The sequence below is a fragment of the Brenneria populi genome, assembly GCF_036016195.1.
Lineage (GTDB): Bacteria > Pseudomonadota > Gammaproteobacteria > Enterobacterales > Enterobacteriaceae > Brenneria > Brenneria populi.
This window is the reverse complement of record NZ_JAYWTM010000001.1, coordinates 306,190-319,154: the sequence shown is the minus strand read 5'-3', so window position 1 is coordinate 319,154 and position 12,965 is coordinate 306,190. Positions and strand designations below refer to the sequence as shown.

Here is a 12,965-nt window from a genome sequence, read left to right as displayed (position 1 = left end):
GCATTTGTTATGCATTTATCCCGTTTTCCCCGATTACACTTCGGCCATTTCCCTACGCCGCTGGAACCGCTGGATAATCTGAGCCGCCATCTGGGCGGCCCGCGCCTGTGGATCAAGCGCGACGACTGCACCGGGCTGGCCACCGGCGGCAATAAAACGCGTAAGCTGGAATTCCTGCTGGCCGACGCGCAGCGCCAAAACGCGGACGTCATCATTACCCAGGGCGCGACCCAATCGAATCATGTGCGTCAGACCATCGCCGCGGCGGCCAAAATCGGGCTGCCGACGCGGGCGTTTCTTGAACGCCGCGTAACCGACTTCGGCGAAGAGTATCAGCGCTCCGGCAACATCTTGCTGGACGATCTGCTGGGGGGCGAGATTGAGGATCATCTGCCGGCCGGCGCCGACATGCAGGCGGCGATGGAGCAACTGGCCGAACGCCTGCGCGCCGAAGGGCGCACGCCCTATGTGATCCCGGGCGGCGGTTCAAATGAGATAGGCGCGCTCGGCTATGCGGCCTGCGCCGAAGAGTTGTTATGGCAATCCAGCCAGCAGCGGCTGCGTATCGACCTGGTGGTTCACGCCACCGGCAGCACCGGCACGCAGGCCGGTTTGCTGGCGGGACTGAATGCCACCAACAGCGGCATTCCGGTGCTCGGCATCAGCGTCCGCGCGCCGCGGGAACGCCAGATAGAGAACGTTTATCAGTTGGCGAATCGTACCTGGCGACTGCTTGAGGCAAACGGCGAGCTGCCGCGCGACAAAGTGCAGGTCAATAGCGATTATGTCGGCGACGGCTACGGTCTGCCCACCGCCGGCACGCTGGAGGCGCTGCGCCTGCTGGCGCGTCTGGAGGGCATCCTGCTGGATCCGGTCTATTCCGGCAAAGGCATGGCCGGGCTGATCGATTTGATCCGCCAGGGCCGCTTCGCCCCCGATCAGAATATCGTGTTTATCCATACCGGCGGCGCGGCCGGGCTGTTCGGCTATCGCCAGTGGCTGGAGCAGAGCGTTGAGTGAGTCGTGGCGTTTAGGCATTCTGGGCGGCATGGGGCCGCTGGCGACGCTGGATCTACAGCAAAAAATCCTGTCCGCCACCCCGGCCCAAAGCGATCAGGATCATGTGCCCACGGTGGTATGGAATGTGCCGCAAATCGCCGATCGCCAGCGGGCGCTGGCGGGCGACGGCCCTTCGCCGCTGCCGCAGCTGTTAAACGCGCTGGCCGGACTGAACCGGGCCGGCGTCAACCATATCGCCATCCCTTGCAATACCGCCCACCACTGGTATGACGCCCTGGCGGCCGCCAGCCAGGCGCCGCTGCTGCATATCGCCGATATCACCGCGCAGGCGGTGGCCGAACTGCCGTCACGCCCGGCGACGGTAGGGCTGATCGCCACGCGCGGCACGCTGGACGCGGGCTGGTTTCAGGCTCGCTTCGCCGCGCTCGGCATTGAAACCGTGACGCCGACCGCGGACGAACTGCAAAAGTGGTTCGTACCGGGTTGCTATGCGGTCAAACGCGGCGCATTGCCGGAGGGCGGCGCGCTGTTGCAGCAGTTGGCCGAACGGTTGACGGTACGCGGCGCGGAGCGGCTGGTATTGGCCTGCACCGAAGTGCCGCCGGCGCTGGCCGCGGCGGCGTCGCCGCATCTATCCATCGCCATCGACCCGACCGACGCGCTAGCCCAGGCCTGCGTTCGGCTATGGCGTCAGGCGCGCGCCTGACGCGTGCGGGCCGATAACGCCTACCGGGATAGGCTCTTAACCTATTCCATATATTAACTTATCCAAAATAAGCCTTTGACCACAAATAGCGCGATTGTTAATTTGATCCTTCCGTTATATTAATAAGTAGTTGATATATGACCGATATTCTGGCTGATAAACTCATCGCCTGGCGCCGGGAACTGCACCAATACCCGGAGCTTTCCAATCATGAATTCCGCACTACGGAAAAAATTACCGCCTGGCTGCGCGCCGCCGGGATCGATATTCTGCCGCTGGCGTTGAAAACCGGCGTCGTGGCGCAAATCGGCCGCCGTGCCGGCCCCACCATCGCGCTGCGGGCGGATATCGACGCCTTACCGATAGACGAACAGACGACGCAGCCGTTTATTTCGCGCCATAAAGGCGTCATGCACGCCTGCGGGCACGATACCCATACTTCCATTATGCTGGGCGCCGCGCTGCTGCTTAAAGCGCGCGAAGCGCAGTTGGCGGGCAACGTGCGTATCCTATTTCAGCCGGCGGAAGAGACCTTCAATGGCGCGAATCACCTGATTGACGCCGGCGCGCTGCGGGATGTCAGCGTGATATTCGGCGCGCATAACGCCCCCGCCCTGCCGGTGGGCGTTTTCTCCACCCGCTCCGGCCCCATGCACGCCAATGTCGATCGTTTCGAAATTTTCGTACGCGGCAAAGGGGCGCACGCCGCTTATCCGGAACAGGGCGCGGACAGCATCGTCGCGGCGGCGCATATCATTACCGCGCTGCAAACCCTGCCGAGTCGCAGTTTTAGCGCGCTGGATTCGGTGCTGCTAAGCGTTACGCGCATCGGCGGCGGCAACACCTGGAACGTTCTGCCCGAGCGGGTGGAATTGGAAGGCACCGTGCGTACCCACAGCGCGGAAATCAGGGAGGCCGTACCGCAAAAGCTGCGCGCGTTGATCGAAAACGTCGCCGCCGGATTTGGCGCGCGGGCGGAGCTGCGCTGGTATGCCGGCCCGCCGACGCTGATTAATAGCGGCGAGTGGGCGGAGTTCAGCAAAGCGGTGGCGCGCGAGGCAGGCTATCGGGTGCAGGATCAAGCGCAGCAGATGGGCGGCGAGGATTTCGCGTTTTACCTGCATCACGTCCCCGGCGCTTTCGTCAATATCGGCTCCGCCAGCGAATTCGGCCTGCATCATCCGCGCTTCAATCCCGACGAAGCGGCCATCCTGCCGGCGGCGCGCTATTTCGACCTGCTGGCCGGCAAAACATTGCAAAAGCTGGCCGAACGCTAATCCCGCCGCGCGGGATTAGCCGCGCGTCTTGGCTTTGCCCTGCGCTCAATCCGCGCTGAAGAGCAGCGCGATGTTGAAGGCCTCCGAGGCCGCGACCAAAAAGCGCGCGTCGGAACGCGCCTGAAGCGCAATGCCCTGCTGTTGCAGGTAACGGGCGCTATCGGCCGGCGAAGAAACGGCGAATTCCAGAGCCACCATGCGTTCGGTTCCCTGTTCGCCTACGGCGACCTCGCCATACAGCGCGCGAGCGCGCTGCGGCGTAATAAAGGTTACCGTGGTTCTCCCCGCCGGCAGCCGATAGCCGCCTTCGCCGTCCGGCTGAATAAGCGCGGGATCGAATAACGTGCCGTACAGGTCGGCGACGGCGCGCGGATCCTCAGCGGCAATCACAAAACCGATAATATCGGTCACGCCGTTAGGGTGGATTTGCCACTCCGGCCGCCAAACCAGCTCCGGCGTTTCATGTTGGCAAAAGAAACTGATGCCGTTTTTTACCCGCTCGGCAGCCAGACGAACGGTACGAAAACGGGCTTCGGGCCGGCTGCTGTCGGCCAACTCGACCGGACGGTAAAACGAGGCGGGCGGATCACCGGCCAGTCCGGTCGCCGCCAGATGTTGATAAACCGCGTCGCTATCCTGGGTTTTCCATACCAGTCCGGCGAGGCCCAACGGCGTATCCTGCAGCATCTGGCGCTTATCGGCATTGCGCGCCTCATAGCCTAGGAGTTCGAGGTAGTTCTGGTTAAAAATCGCCAAATGATTGCTGGACCCCATGGAGTGGTGTCCCCGCGGAGTTAACTGAAACCCCAACCGTTGAAACTGGGCGTGCGCTTCGTCAAGGTGCTGCGCAACATTGATCACGACATGATCGACTACGGGTTTTAAGCTCATGGCATTATCTCTTATTTATCGCTTCGGCATCGTTCTGTAATAGGTAAATAGTCAACCTAACGGACATTCTACGCAATCCCAAACGATAATTAATCAATAGCCTGTGCGTTCATTGGCTATCCCGCGGGTAAATTGGCGGGGAAAAGCGCCGCCCCGGCCTCTCAGCGCAGGCACAACGGCGCTAACCGGCGCCCCCCGCTATTGCGCATGGCCGAGCGTATGCATTAGGCGATTCGCCCAGCCGAAAATCGCCGCCGAATGCAGCAAATCGACAATCTCCGCCTTGCCGAACCCCTGCGCCAGCAGCGCCTGAATATGATGCGTCTCAACGGCGATCGGCGTTTGCGACAGCGCCCGGCAAAAATCGACGATCGCCTGCGTGCGCTCGTCAAACTTAACGTTCACGCCCTGCGTGTAGATCGTGCTGACCACATCATTGCGCTCGGAAAGCGCCTCATAACGCCGGGCATGCACCGAGCCGCAGTAGGCGCAGCCGTTGACCGCCGACGCCACCAGCGCGCCCAGTTCCCGCTCCGCGCGACCCAGCCCGCCGCGGCTGTACATAATGGCGTTAAACAGCGTGGTGCGGGCGACGTAAGAGTCGGGATCGTGCGCCAGCGTCCTCACATAGGGGGAGATTTTGCCGCTGGAAGGCGTCACCCGCATGGCCGTCAGCTGCGCCGGCGTGGCCGCATCGAGCTCGACCGGCGCCAGATACGGCGACCAGGTCAACGCCCGGACCTTGACTTTCACCCGAACGCGGCTCATGGCAAGGCTTCCAGCAACGTCAACCCGGCCGCCACCCGCGCTTCAAAATTGACAAAGGCGATCAGCTCGGAGAACGCCACAATCTGCGGCGTGGTCAATCCGGCGGCCAGCAGGCGTTCAATGTCCTGGCGTCGGCTTTGCGCCGGCGAACATGTGACCCTGTCACAATGATCGACCACGGCCTGAATCCAGCCCGCCGCGCCAACCGGCGCGTTCCCCGCCGCGATATCCCACAGCCAGGATCCGGGGTCATAGCTCGCCAGCCGCTGCTGATAATGCGTTTGCAGGGACAGCGCGCCCGACGCGCGCGCCATTCTGACCGCCAGCGCCGTTCTGAGCGCGGCGGGAAGCCGCCGCTCATCATGCGGCGTCAACACGCTGTCGCGGCACTGTTCAATGCCGGCGACATACTCAGGCCGCTCGCGGCGTATGGCGAAGAGCTCGCCCCGCTCATCCAGCCCGGCCACCCGGTCCAACGTATCCATCGCACTCGCGTTCATAACAAGTTTCCTTCAATATCTGACTGTTGCTGACAACGGCGTAACGCCACCAGGCAGGAGTTCGGCGCCGCCGCCTGGGAAAATGAAGAGGTCGGCAGGATGGCGGTCAGCGTATTCGGATTGCCGCCCACGTCGCACCCCTGACTATCAAGCCGAAAACCGGCTCCCGTCGGCAATAGCGCCACGCCGGCCAGCAGTCGGCGATCGATGCGCGCGCAGACCCGCACGCGCCCGCGGGTGTTATACAGTTCGACGATATCCCCGTCGGCTACGCCCTCCCGCGCGGCGTCCGCCGGGGAGAGGCTGACCACCTCATAGCCGCGGCGCTTGCCCTGCGCGCTTTCTCCCACCGCGTCCAGTTGGCCGTGCAGACGGGTCGCCGGCTGGGGCGAAAGCAAATGCAGCGGATAGCGCGCCGCCAACGGCGCCAGCAGCCACTCTTCCGGCGCGCGCCAGTGCGGGAAGGATCCCAGATCGTCATGGCCGAACGCCTGTAGCCGCCGGGAACTAATCTCGATTTTCCCGGACGGCGTACTTAACGGATGCGCCTGCGGATCGGCGGCGAAACGCCTAAAATGGTCGGCCGGATGCGGCGCCTCGTCCCCCTCGTCCAGCGCCGCGAAACCGCGCCGGCGGAAGGTTTGCCAGTCGGGCAATTCGGGGAAACGCTGCCGATAGCCCTGATACAGCCGTTCCAGCCACTGCGCTTCGCTTAATCCCTCGGTGAATGCCTCCGCCACGCCCAGGTGCCGCGCGACGCGGGTTAACGCCTGATGGTCCGTCAGTACCTGCGGCGGCGGCGCGCACACTTTACGGCTGTAGATCAGCCAGTTATCCCGTGACGACGCCGCCACGTCGTCGCGCTCGAACGGCAAGGCGGCGGGCAGCACAATATCGGCCATGCGGGCGGTCGCCGTCCACGTCTGTTCCGAGACGATGAGGGTTTCCGGTCGTCGGAACGCCTGAGCCAGCCGGTGCAAATCCTGATGGTGATGGAAAGGGTTGCCCCCCGCCCACCAAATCAGGCGGATATCGGGCAACGGCAGCGTCGTGCCGTTATAACGCAGCGTGCCGCCGGGGTTTTCCAGCATTTCGGTAATGCGCGCCACGGGGATAAAACGTTTCACCGGATTTTCGCCCTGCGCCAGCGCCGGCGCGCGCAAGCGGCGTACCGGCTGGCCGACGGAATTCACCGCGCCAAGGCCAAAGGCGAAACCGCAGCCGGGACGTCCGACGCCGCCGGTCATACAGGCCAGCGCGATCGCGGCCCAGTAGGGCTGCTCGCCGAAACGCGCCCGTTGCAGCGACCAGGCCACGTTAATCAAACTGGGTTGTGCGGTCAGCTCATGGGCCAGACGATGCAATCTGGCGCGCGGGATGCCGGAAATGGCTTCGCCCCAGGCGAGATCTTTCACGATGCCGTCGCGCCGCCCGTCAAGATAGGCTTCGAACTCGGCGAACCCTTCGCAGCAGCGGGCGACGAATGCGCGATCGACCCGTTCTTCCGCCAACAGCGTATGCGCCAGCGCCAGCATAACGGCGGTATCGGTATTCGGCCGCACGGCGATGTGTTCCACGTTGCGGCCCGCGGGCGCGTCGCGCCCGGATGGACTCAGGATCGCCAGCCGCATGCCGTTCGCCTGGGCGCGCTCAAGCCATTGCTCAACCCGATGAGCGCCGGTGCCGCCCGCCTCGACCTGCGCATTGCTCAGGCGCAGTCCGCCGAAACTCACCAGCAGACGGCAATGGCCGGAGATGTCGTTCCATGAGGGCGCGGTGTCGCAGGCGTCCTGATATTCCTTGCCCAGAACGTGAGGCAGCAGCACCGCGGCGGCGCCGTAGGAATAGGTATTGACCGATGAGGTAAAGCCGCCGGCCAGATTCAGCAAGCGCTTAAGCTGGCTTTGCGCATGGTGGAAACGGCCGGCGCTGGCCCAGCCGTAAGATCCGCCGAAAATGGCTTCATTGCCGTAGCGCTCCCTGACGCGGATGATCTCATCGGCGATACGTCGGCTGATCGTTTGCCAGTCGACCGCGACGAACGCCTCCTTGCCGCGCTGCGACCGGTCGGACGCCAGCGCGCCCTGCTCCAGCCAACTGCGCCGCGCCATCGGCGCCGTGATGCGCGCCTTGCTGCGCGCCAGCGCCAGATAATGCAACCCCACGGGCGATGGCCGCGGATCGTGACGAAACGGCCGTAAAACCGGCTGGCCCTGCGCGTCCCGTTCAACCTCATAGGTGCCGAAATGGCTGGCGAAAAGATGCATCGCGCGCCCTTATTCCGCCGTCGGCGTCATGTCAAAAGCGCGTACCCAGTCATCGCCGCGCGGCTGCCAGCGTACCGACTTGGCGACGCCGTAGGTGGCCGGCTGGGTATACAGGAAAATAGCCGGCGCCTCGTCGCACATAATCTGCGTCGCCTTACGGTATGCCGCCAGCCGAACCGCCGGGTCGACGCTGGCGCGCCCTTCCGTCAGCGCCTGTCCGAACGCCGGGTTATTCCAGTAAGCGTAATTGTTGCCGGGGGCGAACAGGGTCAACAGTCCGTCCGCATCCAGCGTCGGCCAGGCCTGCGCCAACAGCGACGTCTGCGCCAGGTCGCGGGTTTTGAGATACTTGTTCATATAGTTGCTGAACTCCATCTCATTAATCGACACCTTCAACCCCACCTCGGACAGTTGGGCCGCCACCACCTGCGCCACCTCGTTGCCTTGCAGATAGGTGCCGGTCGGCACATCCAGCGCGATCGATTTGCTCAGATCGGCGCCGGAGCTTTTCAACAGTTGCCGCGCTTTTTCAGCATCATAGGCATACCCTTTCAGCTCAGGGTTATAGCCAAAATAGGACGGCGTCAGCACCTGGCACTGCGAGACCGCCGCCTGACCGTTGAACAGCGCCTGTGAAATGCCTTCTTTATCAATGGCGTAATTGAGCGCCTGTCGCACGGCCTTATTATCCAGCGGCGCTTTTTCGGTATTGAATTTAATCATCACGCTGCGCATCGAGGGTACCGAACCGGCTTCGGCTTTACCGCTCTTGTTCACCCGCGCCAGTTCGGAAGGCGGTATCGAGGTAATCAGCGATGCCTCGCCGGCCAACAGCGCGGCGATCCGGCTGGCGGACTCCGGAATAATGCGGAACACCACGGTGTCAAAGGCCGGTTTGCGGCCGAAATAAGCGGGATTTTCCTGTAGCGTGATATGATCGCCCGGCACATTTTCCTTCAGGATATAGCGTCCGCCGGACAGGGTTTCCGTGGCGGGATTGTGACTGGCGGCCCACTTGGGCGGCAACAGCAGAAACATCGATATCTGATCGACCAGGCTGGGGTAAGGCGACGAGGTGATTATCTCCAGCTCGGTGGGCGAAATCACCTTCACCTCGGCAATCTGGGCAAACCAGGCTTTGATGCGCGCGTTCACTTTAGGGTCCCGCACCCGATCCAGATTCCACTTCACCGCTTCGGCGTCCAGCGGCTCGCCGTTGCTAAAGGCGGCGCCCGACACCAGTTTGAAGCGCCAGGTGTTTTCGTCGACCGCCTGCCAGGAGGTCGCCAGTTCGGGGTGCAGTTTCAGGTCGGGGCCGCGCAGCACCAGCGCAGGATAGATATGGCTGAGTACGCTGAGATCGCTGCCGACGGAAGCGGACATATGCGGATCGAAAGTGTTTACCGTGGTGTTTAACACGATATTGGCGGTCGCCGCATAGCTCAACCCCGGCGCGGCCAACGCGGCGCTGACCACGGAGGCCAGCAGTAAGCGAGTCAATTTTTTAGTCATAATTACTCCACAACGTGGTTTTCATGATTGGCCCAGAACGAAATGTTGCGGACCGACGGCCTGTAATACCGCCTGCTCCGACGGTAAATGGCTATTTACATCAAATGTCAGCGGACGACGGTGCCGTTCAATGCGCGGATCCGGCACCGGGATCGCCGCCAGCAGCGCCTGGGTATAAGGGTGGCGGGGATGATTGAAAATCGCTTCCGTCGGGCCGATCTCCACAATACGGCCGCGCAGCATCACCGCCACGCGATGACACAGATAGCGCACCATCGACAGGTCGTGGGCGATGAACAGATAAGTCAGCCCCAGCTGTTGCTGCAAATCCTGAAACAGGTTGACGATTTGCGCCTGAATAGACACATCCAGCGCGGTAATGGGTTCATCCGCCACGATAAAGCGCGGGTTGAGCGCCAGCGCGCGGGCGATACTCACCCGCTGGCGCTGCCCGCCGGAAAACTGGTGCGGAAAACGCCGCATCATGGCCGGATCGAGCCCCACCAGACGAAACAACTCCGCCACCCGCGCTGCGCGCTCTCCTTTGGCCGTCAGCAACCGGTGCACAATCAACGGCTCTGCGACAAAATCGCCGACCGTCATGCGCGGGTTAAGCGAAGAATAGGGATCCTGAAAAATAATCTGCATCTCGCGCCGGTAGGGTTTGAGCCGGCGCGGCGACAGGCCGGCAAGGTTGACGCCCTGAAAAAAGATATCGCCGCGCGTCGGCGACTCCAGTTGCAACAGCGTGCGCCCGGTGGTGCTTTTCCCCGACCCCGATTCGCCCACCAGCCCCAGCGTCTCGCCTTCATCAATGGCGAAACTGACGTTATTGACCGCCTTCAGCGGTACGCCGCCGCGCCCCGGCAGCCGGCGTTCGTCGCCGTAGGTTTTGCATAAGTTGTCGACCTGAATCAGCGGGATTTTGTCTACGACGGCGCTCATACCCTATCCTCCCGCCGCGCCAACAGCGCGGGCAAATCATACCAGGCGGCCACCTGATGGCCGGGCGCGCTATCCGCCACCGCGCGCAGCGGCGGCGCCTGCTCGAAACAGCGCGGCGTGGCGAAGGGATTACGCGGCGCAAAAGGGTCGCCGACCGGCGGCGCGATGGGATCGGGCGGGTTACCGGGAATTTGATACAGGCGTCCGGCGCCCTGCCGCGCATGGGTCGGCAGCGATTTAAGCAGTCCCCAGGTGTAGGCGCTGCGCGGCGAGCTGAAAATCGCTTCCACCGGGCCGCGCTCCATAATGCGGCCGCCGTACATCACCTGCACGCTATCCGCCAGCCCGGCGACCACGCCCATATCATGGGTGATCCAGATAACGGTGGTGCCGATCTGTTTTTTCAGGTTGCGCACCATATCCAGGATTTGCGCCTGAATGGTCACATCCAGCGCGGTGGTCGCCTCATCGGCGATCAACAGTTTGGGATTACAGGCGACGCCGATGGCGATCATCACGCGCTGGCGCATACCGCCGGAGAATTCGTGCGGATAATGGTCAAGGCGCTTGTGCGGCTCGACGATGCCAACCAAATCCAGCAGTTCGACCACCCGGTTGCGCGCCTGCCTTGCCGACAAGCCTAAGTGACGCCGTAACGGCTCGGCGATCTGCCGTTCAACGGTCAGTACCGGATTCAGCGACGTCATCGGATCCTGAAACACAAAGCCGATTTCCTTGCCGCGCAAATCCAGCATTTGCCGCTGCGACAGCGTCAGCAGGTTGCGGCCTTCAAACCACACCTCGCCGCTCACCACCCGTCCGGGAGGCGAGGCGATAAGGCCGGTCATCGCCAGCGCATGCACGCTTTTGCCTGAACCGGACTCGCCGACGATGCCCAGCGTTTCGCCGGCTTGCAGCGCGTAGGACACCCCATTCACCGCGTGTACCGGCCCGGCGGGGGTATCGAACACCACGGTCAGGTTTTTCACTTCCAGTAGCGTCGCCACGGTTTACACCTCGATATAGCCGCCGGTGGATTGCGTCAGGTACTCGCGCCCGGTGTCGGTGATCAGAATAGTGTCGGAGATCTGGGTGCCGCCCACGCCGGGGATACGCAGATTGGGTTCAAACGTAAAAATCATCCCCGGCTCCAGCGTCAGCGGCGAACGGGCATCCAGCGACGAATGCTCGTGCGCCCCCAGGCCGATGCCGTGACCGATGCGGCCGGGAATGTATTTTCCATAACCGCGCGCTTCAAGTTTGGCCTTCACCTGATTGAACAACTCGGCGTAAGGCGTGCCGGGGCGGAGCAGCGCGTCCACTTCCTCGCGGATAGCCAGAATGGCGTCGAGGGCGCGCCGGCGCTCGGCGGACAGCGGCCCGTAGGCGATGGTGCGCTCATTCTCCGCATGAATGCCGTTGGCGATGCTCCAGATAAATACCGCCACCGTTTCCCCGCGCAGCGGCTTGCGCGCCGTCGGGTTATCGCAGTTATAAAACAGGCGTTCGCCCGCCAGCGCCCAGGTCCAGAGGCCGTTCTGCACGCCCCCTTCCAGCGAACCGAAATCGCACACTTCCACCTGCGGATAGCGCTGCGCCCAGAACTGGTTCATCGCCGCCATCGAGGCGATGCTGATCTCGCGTTCGCTGCCGCCGCCGGCAATCGCGTCAATCGCGGCCTCCATTCCCCGATCGGCGATACGCGCGGCGATGCGCGCGTGCGCGATTTCATCGGCGTCTTTAATCAGCCGCGCCCGCTCAAGCAGCGCCGAAACGTCGGTAAACGCGGCCTGCGGCAACGCCTTTTGCAACTGGGCGAAACGCCGCAACGGCAGGAAATCCTCTTCGATGCCGACGCGGCCCGCCGCCACGCCCAGTTCCCGCAATATCGACGCCAGCGCCACCAGCCAGTCCGGCCCCATGGTGACTTTGCTCGACCAGGCGCCGTACAGGCGGATATCCGTCACCCAGGCGCTGGCCCGGCCGTGATCGTCGCGCAGCGCATGCACCAGCATGATGGGATCCCGTCCGGCGGACACAATGCTGATAACCGGATGCGAATAGATAATCGGATTGAATCCGCTGAGATAAAAACTGTTTTCCGGTTTAAAACACACCGCCACGTCAATCTGTCGCTCCGCCAGCATGCGTTTGACGCGGCTCAGCCGGGCGGGCGGCGCGGAAGATGTTCCTGAAGGGTTAAGCGCTGAACTCATCGTTGCGTCCTCAATTTCGGGTCAAAATAGTCACGCAGCCAGTCTCCCAGGAGATTGACGCTCAAGACGGTAAACAGAATGGCCAGCCCGGGAAAGGTGACGATCCACCAAGCGGAAGAGATATACACCCGCCCGTCGGCCAACATGCGCCCCCAGCTCGGATTGGGGGGTTGAACGCCCAGCCCCAGAAACGACAGCGCCGCGTCCATGATAATCAGGCGCGCCAGTTCCAGCGTCGCCACCACCAGCGCCGGCGTCAGCACGTTGGGTAAAATATGCCGCCACATGATGCGCCAGCCGCTGGCGCCGATGGCGTGGGCGGACAGAATAAATTCCTGCTCGCGCAGCGATAGCACCTGACCGCGAATAATGCGCGCATAGCGGATCCAACTGGTCAGCGCCAGCACCAGAATCAGGTTCTGGATCGAGGGGCCGAACGCGGCGACGATCAGTAACGCCAGCAGCATCAGCGGCAGCGCCAGCTGGATATCGACCACCCGCATCAGCAGCCGGTCCACTATGCCGCCGCGATAGCCCGCCACAATGCCGAACAGCACGCCCACCATGCCCCCCAGCACCACGGCGATAAAGGCGATCGTCAGGGTGATGCGGCTGCCATAGATAATGCGCGACAGCACGTCGCGCCCCAGTTCGTCGGTGCCGAACGGATGAGGGCCGGGAGAAAACAGCCCGCTCCAGGTCGGCGGCTGCATCCGCATCAGCAAATTGGATTTGGTCGGCGGCATCAGGCCGAGCCAGGGGCCGAACAGCGCCAGCAGCAGCAGGACAACCAGCAGAATAAAACCCGCCATCCCGCTACGGTTTCGGATCAGCGCGCAGAAAAAAGATCGCATCACAAGGTT

The 12,965-nt window shown here is 62.8% G+C and carries 12 protein-coding genes; 3 read left to right on the top strand and 9 right to left on the bottom strand.

The window, feature by feature from the left end:
- Positions 1–9: 9 nt before the first annotated feature.
- The 3 genes from cuyA to VSX58_RS01480 all read left to right on the top strand — a co-directional run bounded on the left by cuyA (position 10) and on the right by VSX58_RS01480 (position 3,003).
- Entirely contained in the window at positions 10–1,020 is a 1,011-nt protein-coding gene (gene cuyA / locus VSX58_RS01490) for a D-cysteate sulfo-lyase (RefSeq protein WP_327616489.1), read from the top strand.
- Complete coding sequence (cuyB, locus tag VSX58_RS01485; protein WP_327616488.1) at positions 1,013–1,726, top strand: cysteate racemase; 714 nt, start codon at positions 1,013–1,015, stop codon at positions 1,724–1,726. Before cuyA ends, cuyB begins: the two co-directional genes overlap by 8 nt.
- Positions 1,727–1,863: 137 nt before the next feature.
- Positions 1,864–3,003 (top strand): amidohydrolase, encoded by a 1,140-nt coding sequence (locus VSX58_RS01480; protein ID WP_327616487.1) that lies wholly within the window; start codon positions 1,864–1,866, stop codon positions 3,001–3,003.
- A 45-nt stretch (positions 3,004–3,048) separates the two neighbouring features.
- On the opposite strand, the gene VSX58_RS01475 is transcribed toward VSX58_RS01480, so the two are convergent.
- The 9 genes from VSX58_RS01475 to VSX58_RS01435 all read right to left on the bottom strand — a co-directional run bounded on the left by VSX58_RS01475 (position 3,049) and on the right by VSX58_RS01435 (position 12,956).
- Positions 3,049–3,894, bottom strand: coding sequence for a VOC family protein (locus tag VSX58_RS01475; RefSeq protein ID WP_327616486.1), 846 nt, complete (start codon positions 3,892–3,894; stop codon positions 3,049–3,051).
- Positions 3,895–4,092: 198 nt separating this feature from the next.
- Positions 4,093–4,662 carry a peroxidase-related enzyme gene (locus VSX58_RS01470; RefSeq protein ID WP_327616485.1) on the bottom strand — a complete coding sequence of 190 codons (570 nt, stop codon included), beginning with the start codon at positions 4,660–4,662 and terminating at the stop codon, positions 4,093–4,095.
- A complete protein-coding gene (locus tag VSX58_RS01465; RefSeq protein ID WP_327616484.1) occupies positions 4,659–5,162 on the bottom strand; it encodes a CMD domain-containing protein in 504 nt (167 codons plus the stop codon). Before VSX58_RS01465 ends, VSX58_RS01470 begins: the two co-directional genes overlap by 4 nt.
- Positions 5,159–7,429: a molybdopterin-dependent oxidoreductase gene (locus VSX58_RS01460; protein ID WP_327616483.1), complete on the bottom strand. Its 2,271-nt coding sequence runs from the start codon at positions 7,427–7,429 to the stop codon at positions 5,159–5,161. The genes VSX58_RS01465 and VSX58_RS01460 overlap by 4 nt, the downstream gene beginning before the upstream one ends.
- Before the next feature lie 9 nt (positions 7,430–7,438).
- On the bottom strand, positions 7,439–8,941 hold the full coding sequence (locus tag VSX58_RS01455) for an ABC transporter substrate-binding protein (RefSeq protein ID WP_327616482.1): 1,503 nt from the start codon (positions 8,939–8,941) through the stop codon (positions 7,439–7,441).
- Positions 8,942–8,962: 21 nt separating this feature from the next.
- The gene (locus VSX58_RS01450) at positions 8,963–9,886 is read right to left on the bottom strand and encodes an ABC transporter ATP-binding protein (RefSeq protein WP_327616481.1); all 924 of its coding nucleotides are present in this window, start codon (positions 9,884–9,886) and stop codon (positions 8,963–8,965) included.
- A complete protein-coding gene (locus tag VSX58_RS01445) occupies positions 9,883–10,893 on the bottom strand; it encodes an ABC transporter ATP-binding protein (RefSeq protein WP_327616480.1) in 1,011 nt (336 codons plus the stop codon). The genes VSX58_RS01450 and VSX58_RS01445 overlap by 4 nt, the downstream gene beginning before the upstream one ends.
- A 3-nt stretch (positions 10,894–10,896) precedes the next feature.
- Positions 10,897–12,102: a M24 family metallopeptidase gene (locus VSX58_RS01440; protein WP_327616479.1), complete on the bottom strand. Its 1,206-nt coding sequence runs from the start codon at positions 12,100–12,102 to the stop codon at positions 10,897–10,899.
- Positions 12,099–12,956, bottom strand: a complete 858-nt coding sequence (locus VSX58_RS01435; protein WP_327617037.1) for an ABC transporter permease — start codon at positions 12,954–12,956, stop codon at positions 12,099–12,101. The genes VSX58_RS01440 and VSX58_RS01435 overlap by 4 nt, the downstream gene beginning before the upstream one ends.
- Positions 12,957–12,965: the final 9 nt, after the last annotated feature.